Origin of the sequence: Agrobacterium vitis (assembly GCF_013426735.1) — a bacterium.
GTDB lineage: Bacteria > Pseudomonadota > Alphaproteobacteria > Rhizobiales > Rhizobiaceae > Allorhizobium > Allorhizobium vitis_D.
The window spans coordinates 1,140,339-1,162,095 of sequence record NZ_AP023272.1 but is presented as its reverse complement, the minus strand read 5'-3'; the positions used below and the strand labels follow the sequence as shown (position 1 = coordinate 1,162,095).

Annotated in this window: 17 protein-coding genes; 9 read left to right on the top strand and 8 right to left on the bottom strand. The window is 58.0% G+C overall.

All coding sequences use genetic code 11. The features are described from left to right. Positions 1-360 precede the first annotated feature (360 nt). The 3 genes from omp10 to hemH all read left to right on the top strand — a co-directional run bounded on the left by omp10 (position 361) and on the right by hemH (position 4,027). A complete protein-coding gene (gene omp10 / locus H1Y61_RS05095; RefSeq protein WP_041697066.1) occupies positions 361-729 on the top strand; it encodes an outer membrane lipoprotein Omp10 in 369 nt (122 codons plus the stop codon). 183 nt (positions 730-912) lie between these two features. Then, the gene (locus H1Y61_RS05090; RefSeq protein WP_180573914.1) at positions 913-2,844 is read left to right on the top strand and encodes a 5'-nucleotidase C-terminal domain-containing protein; all 1,932 of its coding nucleotides are present in this window, start codon (positions 913-915) and stop codon (positions 2,842-2,844) included. Between the two features lie 148 nt (positions 2,845-2,992). Further along, complete coding sequence (gene hemH, locus H1Y61_RS05085; protein WP_180573913.1) at positions 2,993-4,027, top strand: ferrochelatase; 1,035 nt, start codon at positions 2,993-2,995, stop codon at positions 4,025-4,027. Between the two features lie 153 nt (positions 4,028-4,180). On the opposite strand, the gene H1Y61_RS05080 is transcribed toward hemH, so the two are convergent. After that, positions 4,181-5,272, bottom strand: a complete 1,092-nt coding sequence (locus H1Y61_RS05080; RefSeq protein ID WP_180573912.1) for an acyltransferase family protein — start codon at positions 5,270-5,272, stop codon at positions 4,181-4,183. 339 nt (positions 5,273-5,611) lie between these two features. Between H1Y61_RS05080 and H1Y61_RS05075 the strand changes: the two genes are divergently transcribed. Continuing rightward, positions 5,612-7,639: a methyl-accepting chemotaxis protein gene (locus H1Y61_RS05075; RefSeq protein ID WP_180573911.1), complete on the top strand. Its 2,028-nt coding sequence runs from the start codon at positions 5,612-5,614 to the stop codon at positions 7,637-7,639. Positions 7,640-7,716: 77 nt separating this feature from the next. Here the strand turns inward: H1Y61_RS05075 and queE are convergent, their stop codons facing one another. Genes queE through queC form a run of 3 tightly spaced genes read right to left on the bottom strand, consistent with a single transcriptional unit; the run spans position 7,717 to position 9,531 of the window. Beyond that, entirely contained in the window at positions 7,717-8,484 is a 768-nt protein-coding gene (queE, locus tag H1Y61_RS05070) for a 7-carboxy-7-deazaguanine synthase QueE (RefSeq protein WP_180574412.1), read from the bottom strand. Beyond that, positions 8,463-8,819: a 6-carboxytetrahydropterin synthase QueD gene (gene queD, locus H1Y61_RS05065; RefSeq protein ID WP_180573910.1), complete on the bottom strand. Its 357-nt coding sequence runs from the start codon at positions 8,817-8,819 to the stop codon at positions 8,463-8,465. Before queD ends, queE begins: the two co-directional genes overlap by 22 nt. Positions 8,820-8,823: 4 nt before the next feature. Continuing rightward, the gene (gene queC / locus H1Y61_RS05060) at positions 8,824-9,531 is read right to left on the bottom strand and encodes a 7-cyano-7-deazaguanine synthase QueC (protein ID WP_180573909.1); all 708 of its coding nucleotides are present in this window, start codon (positions 9,529-9,531) and stop codon (positions 8,824-8,826) included. 197 nt (positions 9,532-9,728) lie between these two features. Here queC and H1Y61_RS05055 point away from each other — a divergent pair, with 197 nt between their 5' ends. Beyond that, positions 9,729-10,763: an SPFH domain-containing protein gene (locus tag H1Y61_RS05055; protein ID WP_180573908.1), complete on the top strand. Its 1,035-nt coding sequence runs from the start codon at positions 9,729-9,731 to the stop codon at positions 10,761-10,763. 5 nt (positions 10,764-10,768) lie between these two features. Next, positions 10,769-11,227, top strand: a complete 459-nt coding sequence (locus H1Y61_RS05050) for an NfeD family protein (protein ID WP_180573907.1) — start codon at positions 10,769-10,771, stop codon at positions 11,225-11,227. 150 nt (positions 11,228-11,377) lie between these two features. On the opposite strand, the gene H1Y61_RS05045 is transcribed toward H1Y61_RS05050, so the two are convergent. Beyond that, entirely contained in the window at positions 11,378-12,373 is a 996-nt protein-coding gene (locus tag H1Y61_RS05045; RefSeq protein WP_174111673.1) for a KpsF/GutQ family sugar-phosphate isomerase, read from the bottom strand. A 207-nt stretch (positions 12,374-12,580) separates the two neighbouring features. Between H1Y61_RS05045 and H1Y61_RS05040 the strand changes: the two genes are divergently transcribed. Then, positions 12,581-14,092 carry an outer membrane beta-barrel protein gene (locus H1Y61_RS05040; RefSeq protein ID WP_180573906.1) on the top strand — a complete coding sequence of 504 codons (1,512 nt, stop codon included), beginning with the start codon at positions 12,581-12,583 and terminating at the stop codon, positions 14,090-14,092. A 62-nt stretch (positions 14,093-14,154) separates the two neighbouring features. Here the strand turns inward: H1Y61_RS05040 and galU are convergent, their stop codons facing one another. Then, complete coding sequence (gene galU, locus H1Y61_RS05035; protein ID WP_015917091.1) at positions 14,155-15,042, bottom strand: UTP--glucose-1-phosphate uridylyltransferase GalU; 888 nt, start codon at positions 15,040-15,042, stop codon at positions 14,155-14,157. A 257-nt stretch (positions 15,043-15,299) separates the two neighbouring features. On the opposite strand from galU, the gene H1Y61_RS05030 reads away from it, so the two are divergent. Together H1Y61_RS05030 and H1Y61_RS05025 are read left to right on the top strand one after the other, a co-directional pair. Next, positions 15,300-16,517 carry a lytic murein transglycosylase gene (locus H1Y61_RS05030; RefSeq protein ID WP_174111675.1) on the top strand — a complete coding sequence of 406 codons (1,218 nt, stop codon included), beginning with the start codon at positions 15,300-15,302 and terminating at the stop codon, positions 16,515-16,517. Between the two features lie 45 nt (positions 16,518-16,562). Then, positions 16,563-17,786 carry an SGNH/GDSL hydrolase family protein gene (locus H1Y61_RS05025; protein ID WP_180573905.1) on the top strand — a complete coding sequence of 408 codons (1,224 nt, stop codon included), beginning with the start codon at positions 16,563-16,565 and terminating at the stop codon, positions 17,784-17,786. 179 nt (positions 17,787-17,965) lie between these two features. Here H1Y61_RS05025 and H1Y61_RS05020 read toward each other — a convergent pair whose 3' ends face one another. After that, the gene (locus tag H1Y61_RS05020; RefSeq protein ID WP_180573904.1) at positions 17,966-19,900 is read right to left on the bottom strand and encodes a methyl-accepting chemotaxis protein; all 1,935 of its coding nucleotides are present in this window, start codon (positions 19,898-19,900) and stop codon (positions 17,966-17,968) included. A 355-nt stretch (positions 19,901-20,255) separates the two neighbouring features. Continuing rightward, entirely contained in the window at positions 20,256-21,710 is a 1,455-nt protein-coding gene (locus H1Y61_RS05015; RefSeq protein ID WP_180573903.1) for a glutamate synthase subunit beta, read from the bottom strand. Between the last annotated feature and the right edge of the window lie 47 nt (positions 21,711-21,757).

Genomic DNA, 21,757 nt, shown 5'->3' with positions numbered 1-21,757 from the left:
CGCTGCAGAACGGCGGATGGCAATATCCGTCTGCCGATCTGAAACAATGGCCTGAAATAACGGCGCCGCGCATCGAAAAGCAGCGCGGCGCTGAGAACAACATGGCACGCTTTTCATGTCCCTGTGGAACAACACTGCCGTGATTGTGTTCAAGTGGCCGGGAAGAGGTTGGAAGCCTTGCTTTCAGCCGATCTTCGCGGCATGGTCGCCAGCATGGAACCTGATCGGCCCTCGCGGTATTTCAGGAAATCGGTTGTCACCAACCGGGAATATGAAGAGCAAGAGACCTCTCCGGCCGAGGCGACCGGGCAGAGGCCAGAGACATAGGCGGCCATAATGTCCTGCCGGATGGAGACTGTCATGAAGGTCAAAAGCATCGCAATTCTGCTCGTCGCGGCCTTTGCCGTGTCATCCTGCGTGGGCACGCCGCCGCCGCGCCAGGTCGCGTATAATGCACCGCAGCCACAAGGGGTCGATGGCGCCTGGGTCGATCCGAACGGCATCGTTTCCACCTTCCAGGGCGGCACGTTTGCCACCCGCTCCAGCGACACGAATGCGCTTCTGGCCTCCGGCACCTATACCAATACCTCACCGACGCTGGTGGAGATCAACATGACCTCGCTGGTGCGCAAGACCCAGTCGCGGGTCAATTGCGCGCTGGTTTCGCCAGAACAGTTGAACTGCACCACGGATGCCGGCTCGAATTTCTCGTTGCGCCGCAAGATCTGACGCGTCAACTCATCCACGCTTGGCAAAGCCGGTCCATGGGGCCGGCTTTTTCCTGTTCTGGCGTATTTTCGCTTGCGATAAACCAAGGGCGATGGAAACATGTACCCTTCCGCACAGGCCCGATAAGAACGTCATAAAAGAGGGGTAACCAAAGCGGGTGTTCCATGAAATCAGGAGTTACGGATGTTAAAAAGATTTAAATTTGGCCTGTTGAGCGCTTCGGTGCTCATCCTGTCGTCGGGTGCGGCCTTTGCCGATTTCGAACTGAACATCCTGCATATCAACGATTTCCACTCCCGGATCGAGTCGATCAACAAATATGATTCGACGTGCTCCGCAGATGAGGAAAGCAAGAACCAGTGCTTTGGCGGCGCCGCTCGCCTGAAGACGGCATTCGACCAGACTCGAGCGGCACTGGCTGGCAAGAATGTCCTGTCGCTGAATGCCGGTGACAATTTCCAGGGCTCGCTGTTTTACACCACATACAAGGGCACCGCTGAACTGGATGTGATGAACATCCTGAAGTTCGATGCCATGACACTTGGCAATCACGAATTCGACGATGGTGAGACAGCCATCGGTCCCTTCCTCGACAAGGTGCAGTTTCCGGTCGTCGTCGCCAATCTGGAGGCCAATGCCGAATCGAAGCTGAAGGACAAGTTCAAGCCCTCCACAATCCTGGAAATCGGCGGCCAGAAGATCGGCATCGTCGGCGCCATTACCCCGGAAACAGTAGAGCTCGCCTCGCCGGGTCCGAATGTGAAATTCACTGACGATGTCGCTGCCATCACTGCGGAAGTGCAGAAACTGAAGGCCGAAGGCGTCAACAAGATCATCGCCCTCACCCATGTCGGCTATCACCGCGACATGGAAATCGCCAAGATCCCTGACGTCGATGTGGTGGTCGGCGGCCATTCCCACACATTGCTGTCAAACACCGATCCGAAAGCCGAAGGCCCTTACCCAACGCTGGTGGACAATCCCGGCGGCTACAAGGTGCCTGTCGTCACCGCTGCTTCCTACAGCAAATATCTCGGTGATCTGACTGTTGTTTTCGACGATAACGGCGTGGTGAAAAGCGCCAAGGGCGATCCGATCCTGATCGATTCGAAATTCAAGCCTGATGAAGCCATGACCGCCAAGGTCAAGGAACTGGCCGGTCCTATCCAGGAATTGCGCCAGAAGGAAATCGGCGAAAGTGCTGGCCCGATCGACGGCGCCTCCACCACCTGCCGCGTCAAGGAATGCCCCATGGGCAATCTGGTGGCCGAGGCCATGCTGGATCATGCCCGCAGCCAGGGCATCAGCATTGCCATCCAGAATGGCGGCGGCTTGCGCGCCTCGATCGGCGGTGGCAAGGTCACCATGGGCTCGGTCATCACCGTCCTGCCCTTCCAGAACACGCTGGCCACCTTCCAGCTCAAGGGCTCCGACGTGATTGCGGCGCTTGAAAACGGCGTGAGCCAGGTGGATGACGGCGCGGGCCGGTTCGCACAGGTCGCCGGTCTGAAATACAGCTTCGACCGTTCCAAGCCTGTCGGCAGCCGGATCGTTGACGTGCAGGTCAAGGACGGCGACGGCTTCGTGCCGCTCGATACCAGCAAGCTCTACGGTGTCGTCACCAATAATTACATGCGCTCCGGCGGCGATGGCTACAAGATCTTCGCGACAGCAGGGCAGAACGCCTATGATTACGGTCCGGATCTCGCCGATGTGACAGCCGACTTCCTGGCCAAGAATTCGCCCTACAAGCCGTTTACCGATGGCCGCGTCAGCGAAGTCACGCCAGCCGGCTATGTCGCGCCAGCGGCCCAGCCGAAGACGGCGACTGCTGCCCAAGCCACGGCACCGGCTCCTGCCGCAACAGCGCCTGCTGCTTCTGCTCCGGCAAGTCCTGCCCCCACTGCTCCGGCGCCCGTAACCCCAGCCGTCTCCGCACCACCCGCCGCCGCTCAGCCGACGCAATATACCGTGGTCAAGGGTGATAGCCTGTGGAAGATCGCTGAGGCCACCTATGGCGATGGCGAGGACTGGAAGAAGATTGCCGGTGCCAACAAGCTGCGCCATCCCGACCATATCGAGATCGGTGAGGTTCTGACCGTTCCGGCAAAGTAACTTTCAGTTGCGGGAAGCTCAAACCTCCCGCATGCGACAAAAGGTCCGGCCCGGAGCAATCCGGGCCGTTTTTCATTCTGGACAGTGATCTCTTCTCAGTCCAAAAGCGTAACAGCAGCATCGAATTCTTGACCAGGGTAGTCCAAATATGAGCGCGATCGTCAACCATCTTCCGTCCGAACATCCAAAGGTCAATTTCGGCAAGGTCGGCGTGCTGCTCGTCAATCTCGGCACACCTGATGGCACCGATTACACCTCGATGCGCCGATATCTGAAGGAATTCCTCAGCGACAAGCGGGTCATCGAATGGTCACGGCTGTTCTGGTATCCGATTCTCTATGGCATCGTGCTCAACACCCGCCCCGGCAAGGTCGGCAAGGCCTATGCCGAGATCTGGAACAACGACCTGAACGAAAGCTATTTGCGGACCTATACTCGCAACCAAGCGGAGAAAATGGCCGTATCACTTGCCGACATGCCAAATGTCGTGGTGGATTGGGCGATGCGCTACGGCCAGCCGTCCATCAAGTCGCGCATGGACGCGCTGCAAAAGGCCGGCTGCGAAAAGATTCTGTTGTTTCCGCTCTATCCGCAATATGCCGCAGCCACCACGGCCACGGTCAATGACGAAGCCTTCAAGGCACTGCTCAAGATGCGCTGGCAACCGGCCCTGCGTACCGTGCCGCAATATAGCGACGATCCTGTCTATATCGATGCATTGGCCAATTCCATCGAAGCCCATCTCGCCAGCCTTGACTGGGAGCCGGAACTGGTGCTGACTTCGTTCCACGGCATTCCGAAGTCCTATTTCATGAAGGGCGATCCCTACCATTGCCAATGCTACAAGACCGGACGCCTGCTGCGTGAGCGGTTGGGCTGGCCGAAGGAAAAGCTGATGGTCACCTTCCAGTCGCGATTCGGGCCTGAGGAGTGGCTACAGCCCTATACTGACAAGACCGTGGAAAAACTGGCCAAGGATGGTGTCAAGCGCATTGCCGTGATCAATCCAGGCTTCGTCTCCGATTGTCTGGAAACGCTGGAGGAAATTGCCGGTGAAGCGGGCGAAATCTTCCACCACGCAGGCGGTGAGAAATTCAGCCATATCCCCTGCCTGAACGACAGCCCGGACGGCATGCGCGTGCTGGAAAATGTCGTGCGCCGGGAATTGCAGGGCTGGGTCTGAGACGACGGATAATACCAAGCCTCGAAGATGCTCACGCATCCTCGCCTTGAAGACATTGAAAATATCTCAAATGCGTCAGAGGCTTGAGATATTTTCAAAAGGAATACGAAGAGTCATTTTCAATGAATCTTCGTATAAGTCGTTAAACCAAAATCACGCGGTTTGCAGTTCCGCTGGCCGGGTCAATCGGGCGCCAAGCTCGATTCCCGGCTTTTCAATGAAGCGGTAACTGACCAGGGACAGAAAATAAGTGGCGACAAGCGTGAAGGTTACAACACCGGCCTGCAGGACCGAGTTTGAAACGCCCAGTCCCGTCAGAACGGCGATCGACACGTAAAGCGGGATCATGTGGACAAGATAGACCGAGTAGGAAATCTGCCCGAGATGGACCGGCAGTGCCGACCCCAGAAGCCGCGCTGGCAGGTGCATCAAGTGATGGACGGGTGCCGCTGCCGAGAGCAGAACGACCGCCCAGAGCAAAAGCGGCAGCAATTGTGAAAGCCCTTCGCGGGCAATCGCAATACCGGCAAAGCCCAGAATTGCCAACAGCCATCCCCGCCATTCCCGCCTGCGGTCGAAGGCCATATAGCTGCAGATGCCGATGGCAAAGCGGGAAACCTTATAGCCGATGAACCCGCCGGGAAGCAGATCCGTCATCAGGATCAAGGCAAGGAAGACAGCAGCTCCCAGCAGCCAGCGCTGCTTTCTGGCCAACACCCACAGGAAAAACGGCGCCAGTAGATAAAACTGCCACTCCATCGAAATGCTCCAGGCCTGGCCGACGATCGTATAGGGGGCGCTATCGAGCACCTGATCCGGCACCAGGCCCTGCAACAACGGAACATGGACGATAAGCTGATGACTGAGCGATCCCAGGCCCTGTTGAGCCAGATAAAGCCGGTTGGCATTGGTCGGGGTCGCGAAGGGAATGTCCTGCCAGGCGGAAACCTGCACCTGCAGCAGCACTGTGGAAAGCGCAAGCACCACGAGATATAACGGAAACAGCCGGAAGCCACGGCGGGCAATATAAAGTCCCAGCGGCTCAGCCTTGCGGTCGATCAGACAGGCGATCACGAAACCGGACAGGATGATAAACACATCCACCGCCAGGACATTGCGGTCAACAATTGGCAGATGCCAGCCGAATGACAAGGAAACATGTCCCAGCACCACCCACCATGCCATGATACCGCGCAGACCTTCAAGTGACGTTATCTTATGGCTTTCACTCGGCTGCTTTTTCATATTCTCACAACATGTTTCGGGAAAACCAGTTCCCATTCCCCCTTCAGCATCCTGGGTTTTACCAAACGTGGGATACTGACCCGCTTAAAAATTTTCTCTTGCATACTTCAAATATACAGATTGCGTTTAAAACGCCGTTCTTAATGAGTCCATATTGAAATAAACTTCCCCGCCCTTGCTTGCACACTGTTCATCCACGCCGATCTTGATGGTGAAAGCAAGCATCCACAATCTGCGGATTGTGTAGCCCACGGCTGCAAATCAAAGCAATAATTAATTGTTCCATCCTACATTGAACCTATCGAGGGAGATTGCCGCGCCCCAGCGGAGGAGAAATCTATGCGTATTAGTGGTAAAATATATCTACTTGTCTTCATTCTCGGCTTTGCCGCATCCCTGATCGGGGCGATCGGGATTTTCGTGACATTGCGATATGACAACAAGACCGCAGAGGTTCTCAACCTATCCGAGCGCGCCTTTCAGGGTGAGCGACTCAACCGCCTGATCACTTCGGTGGTGATGGAATCACGGGGTATCTATGCGGCGAAATCGAAGGAAGATGCCGACAAGTTCGGCAAGGGGCTGACAAAAAGCCTCGATGATATGGATGCCACGCTTCAAACCTGGCGGAAAATGATACCGGAAACCCAGGTGCAAGCTTTCCAATCCATGGTTGCCAAGGCAGGGGAATTCAGGATATTCCGCACCGAAACAGTCCGTTTGGGCACCGAAGTCGGTCCGCAGGCCGCCAATGAGCAGGGCAATAACGACGCCAACCGCGCCAACCGCAAAGCCTTCCAGACCGAGGTGGATGCCGTCGTCAGCGCCGACAAGAAAGAACTCCAGGCGGTCACGGCATCGGTCGCCAGCTTCCAGACAGCCATGATGATCCTGATTGTCTCGGTGACGGTCATCTCGATCCTGATCGGCGTCGGCCTCGGTATCTATATCGGCGTCAAACAATTGAGCCGCCCGATCGTTCAGCTCACCGCGGCTATCAAGCGTGTCGCCAATGGCGATTTCGAAACCGACGTGCCGGGCGCCACCCGCAAGGATGAAATCGGCGACATGGCCTTGGCGGTGGAAACCTTCAAGCGCAATGGCCAGGACGTCGCCCGCATGAATGCCCAGGAAGCGGCCCTGCGCGCAAAAAGCGATGACCTGCAATCCAGCATGTCCGTTGTCGTCGCAGCCGCTGCCGATGGCGATTTCAGCAAGCGGATCGGCACCCATTATGACGATGCAAATCTTGATCGTTTTGCTAACAATATCAATGAGCTGATCGCAAGCGTCGAGCGCGGAGTGACGGAAACCCGACGAGTGATCGCCAATCTCGCAAGCGGCGATCTGAGCCAGGAAATGCAAGGCCAGTTCAGAGGCGCGTTCGGCGAATTGCAGGCCAATGTCAACACTACCTTTGAGCGCCTGCGCGACACGATTTCCAGCATCCGCCACAAGACGGACGCCATCAGCGGCAGCACTGGCCAATTGAGCAATGCCACCAACGAATTGTCGATGCGCACCGAAAAGCAGGCCGCCGCTCTGGAGGAAACTTCGGCGGCGCTCGACGAGATCACAGTCGTGGTGCGCGGCTCTTCGGAACGTGCCCAGGAAGCCAGCCGGATCGTGACGGAAGCCACGGAAAATGCCGCGCAATCAGCCGTCGTGGTGCGCGAAGCCGTGGACGCCATGGGCAGGATCGAAAATGCCTCCAAGGAAATTTCCACCATCATCAACGTGATCGACGAGATTTCCTTCCAGACCAATCTTCTGGCCCTGAATGCCGGGGTGGAAGCCGCCCGCGCGGGTGAGGCCGGCAAGGGTTTTGCCGTGGTTGCCCAGGAAGTGCGCGAACTGGCGCAACGCTCCGCCAATGCCGCCAAGGACATCAAGGCGCTAATCACCAAATCCGGCCAGGAGGTCGAAGGCGGGGTCAAGCTGGTGCAAAAAACCGGCGAGGCGCTGGCAAAGATCGAAAGCCGCGTGCTGACCATCAACGATCATATCCATTCCATCGCCAATGCGGCCAAGGAACAGGCAACCGGCCTGCATGAGATCAACGCCGCCATCAACCAGATGGATCAGGTAACCCAGCAGAATGCCGCCATGGTCGAGGAAACCTCGGCCTCCACCCATTCGCTCTCCGACGAGGCGCAGAGCCTGGTCGGCCTGCTCAGCCACTTCAAGATTTCCGGGCAGCAAGGCCAGGTTGCGCCTCGACGCAGCGCACCGCAGCCGGTCTCCGCAAACCTAACCGCCCGCAGTCCAGCTCCGTCTCCGGCCCGCGAACGGGTCAAGGCCGTCGCCAAGGCCTTTGGCGGCGGTGCAGCGGCCGCTCAATCCCGGGATCAGTGGGAAGAATTTTGATAAAATAATCCTCCTCGGATGAGGGTGTCTTATCAGGTCGAGCAATTTCAGCGGTCATTATTCAACGACCGCTGAAATCACACCCCACGCTTATTGCCCCAAAGCAGCACATGCAATTGCGGCAGCACGCGGGCGGCAAACCAACGGTCTTCGACCACCCGGTCCACCAGCCAATGCATGCGGGTCATAATCCCGTCCATGTCGATGACCGCGTCATCGTCTTCCGGCGGCGGGGGTGTATGGTTGCCGGGCTGGAGATAGACCGGCAGATGCGGATGCCGGGCGCTGGCATCGCGGGCATAGGCATAGTCGGCCTCATCGAAGACGATGAACTTCAGCACGGTGAGCGGGCTTTGCTGCTCACCCCGCGCTGCGGCTTTCGCAAGACAGAGCGACAGCGCATCCCAATCCGTTTCCATGCCGCTGGATGGAGGCTTGGGCGACACCACCAGCACATCCAGATCGGCAAACCAGTCGCGGGCAATCGACCCCTGGGTCTCCAGGGCGAAGCGGTAGCCCCGCTCATGACCATGAGCAATGAGCGCGCCCAGCGGCTGGATCGCCGGATTGCCGCCCGACAGCGATACCATCAAAGGCACGCCCCCGGACAGGCTTTCCACCTCGGACCAGATGGCCTGGACGCTCATCGGCAACCATTCCTCCCGAAACCGGCTTTCGACGGCATGCAGACTATCGCACCAGGAACAGCGATAATCGCAACCGCCCATGCGCACGAACACGGTTGGTTGGCCAATCAGCACGCCTTCGCCCTGAATGGTCGGCCCGAAGATTTCGCTGACCCGGATCACGGTTTCCGACGCGGTCAAGGACGATACTCCGCCCAGGTTTTCTGGGTTTCGCTGACCCGAACCGCCGAGGTCTCGGCAAAATGCTGCTTGCACCAGTCATAGAAATGCTTGGCCAGGCATTCTGCCGTGGTCTTGTCGTGACCCAGGACATCGTTGAGATGGCGATGGTCGAAGGCCTCATCGATATAGGTCTTCAGCACTTTCAACTCATGATAATCGCGCAGGAAGCCGTGTTCATTCAAGTCCTCCCCCGAAAGCTCGACCTCAACAATGTAATTATGCCCATGCAGCCGGGCGCATTGATGATCGGCGGGCAGGCCTTTCAGCTGGTGCGAGGCGGAAAAATGAAATTCCTTGGTAATCCGGTACATGGAATCAGACCTCCCTGGCCTGGAAACCGGAGGTAGCGCTCACCCAGAAATCCGGGTCTTCGTAGTCGGTGGGATCTGTGACACCGGCCAGATGAAAAGCCTCGCGCCGTTCTACGCAGGTGCCGCACCGGCCACAATGGCGCGCGCCGCCCTTGTAGCAGGACCATGTCTGCTCAAACGGCGTACCGTATTTCGTGCCCTCGGTGACGATATCGGCCTTGGAGACCGTCACGAACGGGGCCAGCAATTTGACGTTGGCATAGCCCTCCAGGGCATGGGCCTGCATGGTCTGGAATGCGTCGATGAATCCGGGTCGGCAATCGGGGTAGATGAAGTGGTCGCCGCCATGCACAGCCAAGGCGACAGCATCAGCCTTACGGGCCGCAGCCACTCCGAAGGCAATCGCCAGCATGATGGCATTGCGGTTCGGCACGACAGTGATCTTCATCGTCTCCTCGGCATAATGGCCGTCGGGAACGTCGAGATCGTCGGTCAGCGCCGAGCCGGTCAGGCTGGCACCAATATTGGTCATGTCGATGATCTGGTGCGGCACGCCCAGCCGTTTGGCCGCAAGCGCTGCAAAATCCAGTTCTTTTTTATGACGCTGACCGTAATCGAAGGAGATCAGGCCGATCAGCTCGTGCTCCGCCGCCATTTTATCGGCAAGCGAAACGGAATCGAGTCCGCCGGAGCAGACGACGAGTATTTTCATGGTTCTAGTCCTTGTTTTTTCCGGGTAGGCTGCGACCGGTGGTGAAAACCGTGGCCCTGATAGCGCAGAAGTGAGGTTTTGCAAACCCGCCCGAACGGGTAATTGCCCCGAGAACGACCCTAGATTTTCCATGCCACTGGTAACGGGGTGGGGCCAAGCTTACATAGGGCTCAACAAAACGGCGGTGGGGAGAAGACATGTCCGGCTTCGATATTCTGGTTATTGCCCTGGTGGGCTTCGTCATCCTGGTGCTGATTGCCGGGATCAAGACCGTGCCACAGGGATTTCGCTATACGGTGGAACGCTTCGGGCGCTATACCCGCACGCTGGAGCCTGGGCTCAATATCATCACACCCTTTATTGAGACCATCGGCGCCAGGATGAACGTGATGGAACAGGTGCTGGATGTTCCGACCCAGGAAGTCATCACCAAGGATAATGCCAGCGTCTCCGCCGATGCCGTGGCCTTTTATCAGGTGTTGAACGCCGCCGAAGCCGCCTATCAGGTTGCCAATCTGGAAAACGCCATTCTCAACCTGACCATGACCAATATCCGCTCGGTCATGGGCTCGATGGATCTCGACGAACTGCTCTCCAACCGCGAGGTCATCAACGACCGGCTGCTGCGCGTGGTGGATGAAGCCGTGCGCCCCTGGGGCATCAAGGTCACCCGAGTCGAGATCAAGGACATCCAGCCGCCCAAGGATCTGGTTGATGCCATGGGCCGCCAGATGAAAGCCGAGCGTGAAAAGCGTGCCCTGGTGCTGGAAGCTGAAGGCTTCCGCAATGCCCAGATTCTGCGGGCCGAAGGCGCCAAGCAATCCGCCATCCTCCAGGCCGAAGGCCAGCGCGAAGCCGCCTATCGCGAGGCCGAAGCCCGTGAGCGTCTGGCTGAAGCGGAAGCCAAGGCGACGGCCCTGGTCTCCGCAGCAATTGCCGCCGGTGACGTCCAGGCCATCAACTATTTCGTCGCGCAGAAATATACCGAGGCCATGACCGCTATCGGCACCGCCTCCAACTCGAAAATCGTGCTGATGCCGATGGAAGCTTCGTCACTGATCGGCTCACTCAGCGGCATTGGCGCCATCGCCCGCGAAGTGTTCGGCGGCGATGCGCCACAGGCGAGTTCCAACCCGGCTCGTGCCTCAGGCACCTCAGCCAGAAGCGTTCCGAAAACCACCACAGTCAGCACCACGCCTGCGATCAATCCCTTCGCCAAGTCGGAGGAATAGCCGCCATGTTCGCCACGCTGGTCGATCAATGGGGTCCGTGGAGCTGGCTGGTACTGGGGCTGGCATTGCTGGCCGTCGAACTGGTCATGCCCGGCATGTTCATGATCTGGATCGGGCTGGGCGCCATTGCCACCGGCCTGCTCTCATTGGCCTTCTGGGGCGATGCTTTTTGGCCTTGGCAGGTTCAAGCGCTGGTGTTCTGCGTTTTTTCGATTGCCGCCATTCTGATCGGACGTCAATATCTGCGCTCCGACGCCAGAAGCAGCGATGAGCCGCTGCTCAACCAGCGCACCGCAAGTCTTGTCGGACGAACCGCCACACTCCAGGAACCGATCCGCGAGGGCCGTGGCCGGATCAGGTTGGATGATACGTTCTGGACGGTTTCGGGGCCGGATCTTGAGACTGGAACCCAGGTCAAGATCATCGCCGCCCATGGGCGCGATTTGACAGTGGAAGCGGTTTGAAGGGATTGTGAAGACACTGTTGGCTCTATCCCTCTTCTCCCCAGCGGGGAGAAGGTGGCGGCAGCCGGATGAGGGGGCGGCGCAGCCGAGATACTCAAACTCTTACGCCCATAGGTTCAATATGAACCTTCCGACGCTATCACTCACTCTTTAAGCCACACCAATCCGTAGCAGATCGTGGAAGTGGATAATGCCATTGGGCACACCGCCTTCATCGGTCACAAACAGCGCCGAAATATTGTGCTGGTTGAGGATCGCCATGGCGGTGGTCGCAAGTGTTTCGATGTGAACCGTCTTTGGATGACGGGTCATCACCTCTTCTACCATCCGCTCACCGAGATTGCGGTTGAGGTTACGGGCAATATCGCCATCGGTGATGATGCCGACCAGGCGATTGGCGCTGTCGGTCACACCGACACAGCCAAAACGCTTCTGCGACAGCATGATAATCGCTTCCGGCACCGATGTGCCTTCCGGCACCAGCGGCACGTCCTCGCCGATATGCATCATGTCCCCGACATGAGTCAGCATCGCGCCCAGCTTGCCGCCCGGATGGAAGGTCTTGAAATCGTTCGGCCCGAAGCCACGGGCCTCCAGCAGCGCCAGCGCCAGAGCATCGCCCAGCGCCATCTGCATCATGGTGGAGGTGGTCGGCGCCAAGCCATGCGGGCAGGCTTCCTGCACCTTGGGCATCAAAAGCACGATATCGGCTTCACGCGCCAAAGTGGATTGCTCACCGGCGGTAATGGCGATCAGCGGAATGGAAAACCGGCGGGTGAAGGACAGGATGCCGTTCAACTCGGTGCTTTCACCACCCCAGGACAGCGCGATGACCACGTCGTCACGCGCAATCATGCCAAGGTCGCCATGATTGGCTTCCGCTGGATGGATAAAGAAAGCCGGTGTGCCTGTCGAGGCGAACGTTGCCGCGATCTTGCCGCCGATATGGCCGCTTTTGCCGACGCCAGAGACAATCACCCGTCCCGAGCTTTTGCCGATAACGTCGATTGCGTTGCAAAACGGCCCGGCAAGATATCCTGCCAAAGCCTCTTCCAGGGCCGCCAGCCCGCTTTGTTCGGTAGCGACGACACGCAATGCAGCCTTGATGGCGCTTGCTTCCACGAGTTTTACAGCCAGCTTGTTCATGGCAATGTCCATAGCGCTAATGAACTTAACTGTCCATTCACCCTTGCCTACAGACTGTAAGAAATGACGACTGGCGGGGCTATTTGCACGCTGGGGCCGCCCATTCATGGTTAATCGCAACGAATAATTAACCGTAAGAATTTACCTTTCGGTAACGGCAGCATCGCCGCAACACTTATTCCAGAAGACAGATCCCGACAGGCCGCAATGACGGACAGCCAGACCTATCCCACTGATCGGCAGCAAAGCGCGGGTTTTTACCCGATGGTTTCCGCTGGATTGCTGGCAGCATGTCTGGTGGCGGCTGGGGCGGGTCCCGCCCTCTCCCAGCAGCTGACGTCGGACTCGACTGAGCAAAGCGCGGGCCTTGCCACCCTGCGTGGCTCCACAACAAGCAGCGATGAGGCAACGACCGATACGACAGCGACAGGCGCTACCACGTCAACCGCCACCACCAAAGCCAAGTCGGATACCGACGAGGACACGCTGGATACCGACAGTTTCCGCCGGATCACCAATGATGCGCTGGACGCCAACCGCATCAACCTTAGAGAATCGCCGGTCGATGAACGGCGTCAACTACGCAAGACCGAGGATGACGGCACCGGCATTCATGTCGGTACGATGATCCTGCGTCCTGAACTGTCGCAGGGTATCAGCACCGAGCGCAAATCGACCGGCAGCGACAAGCAGAACACCACCTATTGGGACAACGGACTGAAAGGCACGCTGACCTCCGACTGGTCACGCCATCAATTGGTGATTACCGGCGACGGCCAATGGCGTCAGCGCATTGCCGGTGACCGCGACAGCGATCCTTCCGGGCGCGTCGATGCCGCATTGCGGCTGGATTTTGCCGATGACATGGCCGCCCGGCTGGCGGCAGGCTATGGCTTCAGCCGCGAAAGCACCACCGACCCCAATGCTGTGCGCAATGCCTCGGTTCAATCCGGCGTCAACCAGTTCAGCGCCGGTGCTGTGCTGGAACGGCAGGTTGGTCCGTTGAAAGGCTCTCTCGGGTTGGATTTCGAACGCTGGACCTATACCGATGCCAAGCTTTCCGATGGTAGCATGTTGTCCAATTCCGACCGTAACCGCAATGCTGTCACACTGTCTTCGCGGCTGGGTTATGAAATCTCCCCGGCACTGACGCCTTTTGTCGAAGTCTCCGCTGGCAAGACCCGCTATGACCAGACTGAGGACAGCGCCGGCTATCGTCGCTCCGGCAATATCTACGGCGCCAAGGCCGGGATCAGCTCGGATATGGGCGAAAAGCTGCGCGGCGAAATCGCGCTTGGCTATAAGCAGGCCAGTTTCGATGATGCGCGGCTGGACGATCTGGGTGCGATGACTGTTGACGGCAATGTCGCGTGGTCACCGTTGCGCGGCACCAATGTCGATTTGGGTCTTGCCACCTCCATCGAACCGTCAACCACCGCAGGCGTCAGCGGCGATGTCGCCTATGCACTGACGGCGGCCGTCACCCATGAATTGCGCGACAACCTGATCGCCAAGCTTTCGGGCGGCACCACCTGGCGCAATTATCGCGGTGGTAGCCAGAGTACGGGCATGTATTACACGGCGGGCGGCGGGCTGGTTTACAAGGTCAACCGCTGGCTGGATCTCACCGCCGATCTCACCTGGGAAAAATCCACCAGCGACAGCAGTTCCGACGACAAGACCCTGACGGCAGGCGTCGGCTTGAAACTGAGGCGGTAAACGAGAAAACGCCGCGCGATGGACGCACGGCGTTTTAAATTTCAGTCCGCTTGAAAAATCGCTTACTTCAAAGCAGCCAGCAGCGCCTTCATCGGCTCTTCCACCAGACCGCGAAGGTCGGGACGCGACAAGGCGAAAGCGACATTGGCGAGAATGAACCCGTCCTTGGCGCCCGTATCGAAGGTTTCGCCCTTAAAATGATAGCCGGCAAATTGCTGGATCTTGGCCAGTTTCAACATGCCATCGGTCAACTGGATCTCGTTGCCGGCACCGCGCTCCTGGGTTTCCAGGATCGAGAAGATTTCCGGTTGCAGGATGTAGCGGCCATTGATGAAGAAGTTCGAAGGCGCGGTACCCTTGGCTGGCTTTTCCACCATTTCAGTGATTTTGAAGCCGCCATCCAGCGTTTCACCGACACCGACGATTCCGTATTTATGCGCCTGATCGGGCGCACATTCTTCAACGGCGAGGATATTGCCGCCAGCCTTGTTATAGAGATCGACCATGCCCTTCATACAGGCCGTCTCGCCGCGCATGATCATATCGGGCAAAAGCACCGCAAACGGCTCGTCGCCAACGATTTCGCGGGCGCTCCACACCGCGTGGCCAAGGCCCAGAGGCTCCTGCTGGCGGGTGAAGCTGGTGGCGCCTGCCTTGGGCAGGATTTCGGACAGCAGCGTCAATTCTGCATTTTTGTTGCGCGATTTCAGCGTCTGCTCAAGCTCATACTGGATATCGAAATAATCTTCGATCACCCCTTTGCCGCGCCCGGTGACGAACACGAAATGCTCAATCCCGGCTTCCACGGCCTCATCCACCACATATTGGATGACTGGCTTATCGACAACAGTCAGCATTTCCTTCGGCACGGCCTTGGTGGCGGGCAGGAAACGAGTTCCAAGACCGGCAACCGGAAACACGGCTTTACGAATTTTTTTCAGTTGTCCCACACATCCCTCCTAGAGGATTTTCCACATATGCACGCAATCGCACAAACGCCGATTACTAAAGAATTGCAACGGAATTGCAAATCCGTTTGCGATTTTGGTAAATTGGTAAAGAATTTGTTGAGACTATGGTCATAGACTGAACCAGACTGGCCATGCCTACGCAATTCCAGCCCGGCATTGCCCCACCGCCACAACCAGGCGGTGTCAACCAGCATAGACAGATGAGACAACAGCCAGCTGAACGGACGAGAATGCCAATGACCAGAGAACGCGCCTCGCGCCATCTTCGCGCGCTTGCCTTTTCCCTCATGGCGAGCCTTGCGCCGCTTCATGCCCATGCCGATGCGGGCTTCCAGAAATGGATCCGGGATTTCTATCCCACGGCTGCCGCCGCGGGCATCAGTGCGCAAACCTATAACCGCGCCTTTGCCGGTATCAAGGACCCGGATGCCGATGTGCTGCGCAAGGCGGCCTATCAGCCGGAATTCAAATCGGATATCTGGGATTACCTCGATAGCCGCGTCAATCCTTATACCGTAAAGATCGGTCGGGAAATGCTGGCCAAGCATGGTCGCACGCTGGCCTCTCTGGAAAAATATTTCGGTGTCGATCGCCATATCCTGCTGGCGATCTGGTCGATGGAAAGCAATTACGGTGCGGTGCTCGCCAAGGACGACCGGCTACATTACGTGCCGCAGGCACTGGCCACCCTTGGCTATGCCGATCCCAAGCGCGGCGGCTTTGCCCGCAAGCAGCTGATCGCCGCCTTGAAAATCCTGCAAAACGGCGATGTCAGCCCGAAGGAAATGACCGGTTCCTGGGCGGGCGCCATGGGCCACACCCAGTTCATCCCGACCAGCTACCTGCTGTATGCGGTCGATGCGGATGGCAATGGCCATAAGGATATCTGGAATTCCATTCCCGATGCGCTGGCGACCTCGGCCAATCTTCTGGCCAAGAACGGCTGGGACAGCGGACGGACCTGGGGCTATGAAGCCGTCGTGCCCGCAGGGGCTGGTAAATATGCCGGCAAGACGCTGACGCTGGCCCAGTGGCAGAAGTTGGGCTTCACCCGCCCAGGCGGCAAGGCGTTCCGCAATCCGGGCGAACGGGCGCAGTTGAAGCTGCTGGCCGGTGCCAATGGTCCGGGCTTTCTGATGACATCCAACTTCTTCACCATCAAGAAATACAATGCCGCCGATACCTATGCGCTGGCCGTCGGTCTTCTTGCCGACGAAATCGCCGGTTATGGTGGAATGCAACAGAAATGGCCACGTCCAGACGGCACGCTGGACATCAAGGAAAAGTTCGAGTTGCAGACCCGAATGAAGGCCCTTGGCTATTATAATGGCGAAGTGGACGGCAATTTCGGCTCTGGTTCGAAAGCGGCGATTTCCGCCATCCAGCAACGGTTGGGCATGCAGGGCGATGGCGAACCTTCAAAGCCGCTGCTGGAAATGCTCAGGCGGCATTGATAGGGAGCGATCGGCCATTGACGGGCAGCGACGGGATGACTGCTTATGCCTGGTAAAGACAGAGACCGGATCGTGCGGCGGCATGTGACCTTTGCGCTTGCAATCGTCGTGGCTGCGACAAGCGTCGTTGGCCCGGCCCTGGCACAGGATTATCCCCGCCGCCGCACGCTGCTCGACATGCTGTTCGGCAGCCGCTCGGACGACAACCGCTATGAACGGCAATATCCCGCCGCGCCGCGCCCGGCAGGGCCGCGCAGCCGCAAGAAACCTGCCGCCACCGCCCCCACCACACCGGCACGGCCACGTCCCGTCCCAGTTTCAGCCCCGCCACAAGAGGCGGCTCCCGCCAAGATCAACAATGCTCAGAAAATCCTTGTTGTCGGCGATTTCTTTGCCAGCGCCATCGGCGATGGCTTGCAGCAGGCCTTTGCCGATGCGCCCGGCACTGTCATCGAGACCCGCAGCAACGGCTCTTCCGGCCTGGTGCGGGACGATTATTTCGACTGGCGGCGGCAATTGCCGAAAATGCTGGAGGAGACGAAACCGGCTTTGGTGATTGTTGAGCTTGGCGCCAATGACCGCCAGCAGATGACACCGGGTAGCGGCGATCAGCGCTTTCCTTCCGAGGCCTGGTTTGCCGAATATCAAAAGCGGATCGACGCCATTGCCAAGCTGGTGACAGCAAAGAAGATCCCGCTGATCTGGGTCGGCCTGCCACCGGTTAAATCACCAGGCATGTCGGCAGACCTGATCAAGTTCAACGCGCTCTACCGCAAGGCGGCGGAAGCGGCAGGCGGTGAATTCATCGACATCTGGGACGGCTTCGTCGATGCGGATGGCGGCTTCGTGCTGACCGGCTCCGACATCAACGGCCAGCAGGCCCGGTTGCGCGGCCCCGACGGCATCAGCATGACCGATGCCGGCAAGCGCAAGATGGCCTTCTACCTGGAAAAATCGGCCCGCAAATTCCTTGGTGATATGGCAAGCCCCGGCCTGGTGCGGCTCGATTCGACCAGCATGCCAGACCTGACCGGACCAGAACAGCTTGACGGTCCTGACCGTATTCCCCCGATGAAAATTTCCGACCCGGCGCTGGATGGCGCAGACCACCTGTTGGGCGGCGCTGAAAAGCCAGCGCCCCAAACGCCCCCCTCGCCCCGCGACCTGCTGGTCTCGACCGGTATCATGCCGGAAGCGCCGAAAGGTCGGGTTGACGATTACCGGCTGGCGTCTCCGTCAAATATAAATTTGGTCGTGCCGAGACAATAATGCGAGCGTCTGTCAAGTTTAGAGTGAATCTGACAACGCTAGGCAAACTTTAGCCCCACCGACCACCAGAAGCAGTTTTTAACAGGGCTATAAGGAAGAGTGCCGATCAAAGATATGATCACGCGCCCAGCGGTTCTTTCCAGGAAGAAGGGACGTCCGTCTTCCGGGAAAGGTTCTCGTCAAAAATCCTGCCAATCCTTCTCTTTTACGGCAGCCGATCCATGAAAGGCGCCCCGGAGCTTTTCCGTCAATTTCCGGGCAGGCGACGGTGCGGGACGAGACGCGGAAACGTCATTCGTCTGCTCGAACGCAACTACCTTGCCATGATCTTCCAGCTTGAAGCGCGATAGCAGATCGCTCAACGTTGCAGCCTCTTTGGCCAGGCTGTGGCTTGCCGCCGTTGTCTGCTCCACCATGGCAGCATTCTGTTGCGTACCCTGGTCCATGGTATTGACTGCCGTATTGATCTCCTGAAGTCCGACCGATTGCTCGCGTGCGGCCTCGACAATCGCGGTGACATGCCGGTTGATTTCCTGGACCTCACCGACAATGGTTTCGAGCGAAGAGCCGGTTTCAGCCACCAGCTGTACCCCGGCCTGCACCTGCTGGCCTGAAGAGACGATCAGGCCCTTGATGTCCTTTGCCGCATTGGCGGAGCGTTGCGCCAGTTCGCGCACCTCTTGCGCCACCACGGCAAAACCCTTGCCGGCTTCCCCCGCGCGGGCGGCTTCGACACCGGCATTCAGCGCCAGAAGATTGGTCTGAAAAGCGATCTCATCGATAACACCAATGATATTGCTGATTTCGCCAGAAGATCTTTCGATCTCCTGCATGGCGGCAACCGCCTTGCGCACAACATCGCCGGAGCGTTCCGCACCATCGCGTGTTTTGGAGACCAGAATGCCAGCTTCTTCGGCGCGTCGGGTCGAGTCCTTGACCGTCGTGGTAATCTGCTCAAGCGCTGCTGCCGTTTCTTCCACGGAAGCCGCCTGCTGTTCCGTCCGATGCGAAAGATCGTCGGCGGCAGAACGGATTTCATTGGCGCCTGCATCGATGCCACGCGCATTCTGCCTGACGGTCACCAGCGCCTGCTGCAACTTCTGGACAGAGCTGTTGAAATTCGACCGCAAGCCATCAAGGCCAGCCACGAATGGCACGGCAATACGATAGCTGACATCCCCATCAGCCAGGCGCGTCAGACCCTCTGCCAGAGCATCCACGGCAAATTTGGTGTCGGCGGCATCCTTGGCCCGCTGCGCATCGCGCTCGGCGCGTTCCTTTTCCGACAAGCCACGGCTGGCCTCGGCCTCGGCTTCCAGACGCTCACGGTCCAGCGCATTGTCTCGGAACACCGCCACGGCGGCCGCCATTTGTCCCAGTTCATCACCGCGTCCGGCGCCATCGATTTCCGCGCGCGTTTCGCCCTTGGCAAGAGCAATCATACGCAGCCGCAACCGTTCGATCGGTCGGGTAATACCATGGGAGACGATCCACAAAGCGGCAAAAATCGCCAGGATGAACGCCACAAACAGGCCGCTAAGCGTGGCAATAATTGTATTGCGCGTCTGCGCCGTGATGGAAGCGCTGTCTTGCGAAAGTACCTTCATACTATTGGCAAGCCATGCCCGCAGGTCGACAAGCGTCTCGGCGATCAGTTTATCGGCCTTCATCAATTCAGCGCGAGCTTCGTCAATTTTTTTAATGCGATCCAGCTCAACGACCCTGGATGTCATATCCTTGATGGCCACATACCGTGCGCGAAATTCATGAAACTTATCAGCCTTAGACGGATTGAGGGCGATTGCCTCGTCGATCATACCGATCATCCGCTCAACGCTCTCCTCATAATCCTTTTTTGCCCTGACCATTTCCGGGCTTGCATCGTCGTAGTCCAATATCTGGTAAGCGTCATAGCCGGCAGACATCAGACGCTGACTGGACCGCGTAATCGCCAGAAGTGAGCCGGCCTCCTGATCGATGAAATCCGAATATTGTTGATCAACTGTATTCAACGATTGCGATAGGAATATCGAGGCGCCAATGCCCAATACACAGATTGAAACGATGACAGACAAAATCTTCGTTTTTATTTTCAAATTGTCGAGAAATGACATTTGGGCTCTCTTTTCGGCAGGAATCCAAGCATCTGGATGAGCTGCTCCAGGAAAAGCGTCTCGTCATGAGGGCTACAATAGGTTGCATCCATGATTTAAAAGGCATTAATTTATCAAAGGTAAATATGTGAAAACAAACCTAAAACCGAGGTCAAAATATGAGTTTTCCCATTGATATTACTGGGAAAATTATAGGATTTTACGCAGGGAAAGACATAGATACTTCTGAATAAAATAAAACTCTTAAGTTGCACTCTATCCCTATCAATTGACGATAGACCTTGCGTGGCCTGCCCCCATAGCCAACAAAAAAGGGGGCTGAAAGCCCCCTTATAGAGATCAGAACAGGCTAAACTCAGCGCGGAAGAACTGTGACACCCATCAGCGCTTCATCGATGGCGCGGGCTGCCTGGCGGCCTTCGCGGATCGCCCAGACCACCAGTGACTGGCCACGGCGCACGTCGCCTGCTGCCCAGAATTTATCGACGGAGGTGCGGTAGTCCTTGTCATTGGCGATGACATTGGTCGAGCCGCGCCGGTCGGTATTGAGGTCCAGCTTGCCGTCCAACTCCTTGACGACGCTGTCGGTGAAGGGGCCGGAAAAGCCGATGGCGATGAAGGCGAGATCGGCCTTGATGATGAATTCCGAACCGGCAATCGGCTGGCGACGCTCATCTACCTGGCAGCATTTGACACCGGTCAGCATGCCGTCTTCACCAACGAACCCGAGCGTTCCCACCTGGAACTCGCGCACAGCGCCTTCGGCCTGGCTGGAGGAGGTGCGCATCTTGGTGGCCCAGAACGGCCAGACGGCCAGCTTGTCTTCGGTCTGCGGCGGGCGCGGACGGATGTCGAGCTGGGTAACCTTCACAGCGCCCTGGCGGAAAGCCGTGCCGACGCAGTCAGACGCGGTATCACCGCCACCGACCACCACGACATGCTTGCCACCGGCGATGATCGGCTCGGACGGCCAGCCAACGCTGTCGATGTTTTCACGGCCCACCCGGCGGTTCTGCTGAACCAGATAGGGCATGGCATCATAGACGCCATGCAGATCGACGCCGGGAATGCCGGCTTCGCGCGGGGTTTCCGAGCCGCCGCAATAGAGGACGGCATCGTAATCGGCCAACAGTTTTTCCACCGTTACATCGACACCGACATTGACGCCACAATGGAAGGTGACGCCCTCACCCTTCATCTGCTCGACGCGCCGGTCGATGAAGTTCTTCTCCATCTTGAAATCAGGAATGCCATAGCGCAGCAGACCGCCCGGCTTGGTTTCGCGCTCATAGACATGAACATCATGCCCGGCCCGACCAAGCTGCTGGGCGGCCGCCATGCCTGACGGGCCAGACCCAATGATCGCCACCTTCTTGCCGGTATGGATCGTGGCCGGTTGCGGCACGATGAAGCCCAGCTCATAGGCCTTGTCGGCGATGGCCTGCTCAACGGTCTTGATCGAAACCGGCGCATCCTCCAGGTTCAGCGTGCAGGCTTCCTCGCAGGGCGCCGGGCAAACGCGCCCGGTGAATTCAGGGAAGTTATTGGTGGAATGCAGGTTGCGGATCGCCTCTTCCCACTTGCCGTTATAGACCAGATCGTTCCAGTCGGGGATCTGGTTATGCACCGGACAGCCGGTCGGGCCGTGGCAATAGGGAATGCCGCAATCCATGCAGCGCGCCGCCTGCTTCTGTATTTCCGGTTCCGACATCGGAATGGTGAATTCGCGGAAATGCCGAATGCGGTCGGAGGCCGGCTGATACTTCGCCACCTGCCGGTCGATTTCCATGAAACCTGTAACCTTGCCCATATTCTCGTCCTACTCAATGAGCCTGCAACTGCACGGACATGCCATGC

Excerpts from the sequence above, each read along its gene's own strand:
- omp10 (WP_041697066.1), top strand. The coding sequence starts at position 361 with ATGAAGGTCAAAAGCATCGCAATTCTGCTCGTCGCGGCCTTTGCCGTG.
- H1Y61_RS05090 (WP_180573914.1), top strand. The coding sequence starts at position 913 with ATGTTAAAAAGATTTAAATTTGGCCTGTTGAGCGCTTCGGTGCTCATC.
- hemH (WP_180573913.1), top strand. The coding sequence starts at position 2,993 with ATGAGCGCGATCGTCAACCATCTTCCGTCCGAACATCCAAAGGTCAAT.
- H1Y61_RS05080 (WP_180573912.1), bottom strand. The coding sequence starts at position 5,272 with ATGAAAAAGCAGCCGAGTGAAAGCCATAAGATAACGTCACTTGAAGGT.
- H1Y61_RS05075 (WP_180573911.1), top strand. The coding sequence starts at position 5,612 with ATGCGTATTAGTGGTAAAATATATCTACTTGTCTTCATTCTCGGCTTT.
- queD (WP_180573910.1), bottom strand. The coding sequence starts at position 8,819 with ATGTACCGGATTACCAAGGAATTTCATTTTTCCGCCTCGCACCAGCTG.
- queC (WP_180573909.1), bottom strand. The coding sequence starts at position 9,531 with ATGAAAATACTCGTCGTCTGCTCCGGCGGACTCGATTCCGTTTCGCTT.
- H1Y61_RS05055 (WP_180573908.1), top strand. The coding sequence starts at position 9,729 with ATGTCCGGCTTCGATATTCTGGTTATTGCCCTGGTGGGCTTCGTCATC.
- H1Y61_RS05050 (WP_180573907.1), top strand. The coding sequence starts at position 10,769 with ATGTTCGCCACGCTGGTCGATCAATGGGGTCCGTGGAGCTGGCTGGTA.
- H1Y61_RS05045 (WP_174111673.1), bottom strand. The coding sequence starts at position 12,373 with ATGAACAAGCTGGCTGTAAAACTCGTGGAAGCAAGCGCCATCAAGGCT.
- H1Y61_RS05040 (WP_180573906.1), top strand. The coding sequence starts at position 12,581 with ATGACGGACAGCCAGACCTATCCCACTGATCGGCAGCAAAGCGCGGGT.
- H1Y61_RS05030 (WP_174111675.1), top strand. The coding sequence starts at position 15,300 with ATGACCAGAGAACGCGCCTCGCGCCATCTTCGCGCGCTTGCCTTTTCC.
- H1Y61_RS05025 (WP_180573905.1), top strand. The coding sequence starts at position 16,563 with ATGCCTGGTAAAGACAGAGACCGGATCGTGCGGCGGCATGTGACCTTT.
- H1Y61_RS05020 (WP_180573904.1), bottom strand. The coding sequence starts at position 19,900 with ATGTCATTTCTCGACAATTTGAAAATAAAAACGAAGATTTTGTCTGTC.
- H1Y61_RS05015 (WP_180573903.1), bottom strand. The coding sequence starts at position 21,710 with ATGGGCAAGGTTACAGGTTTCATGGAAATCGACCGGCAGGTGGCGAAG.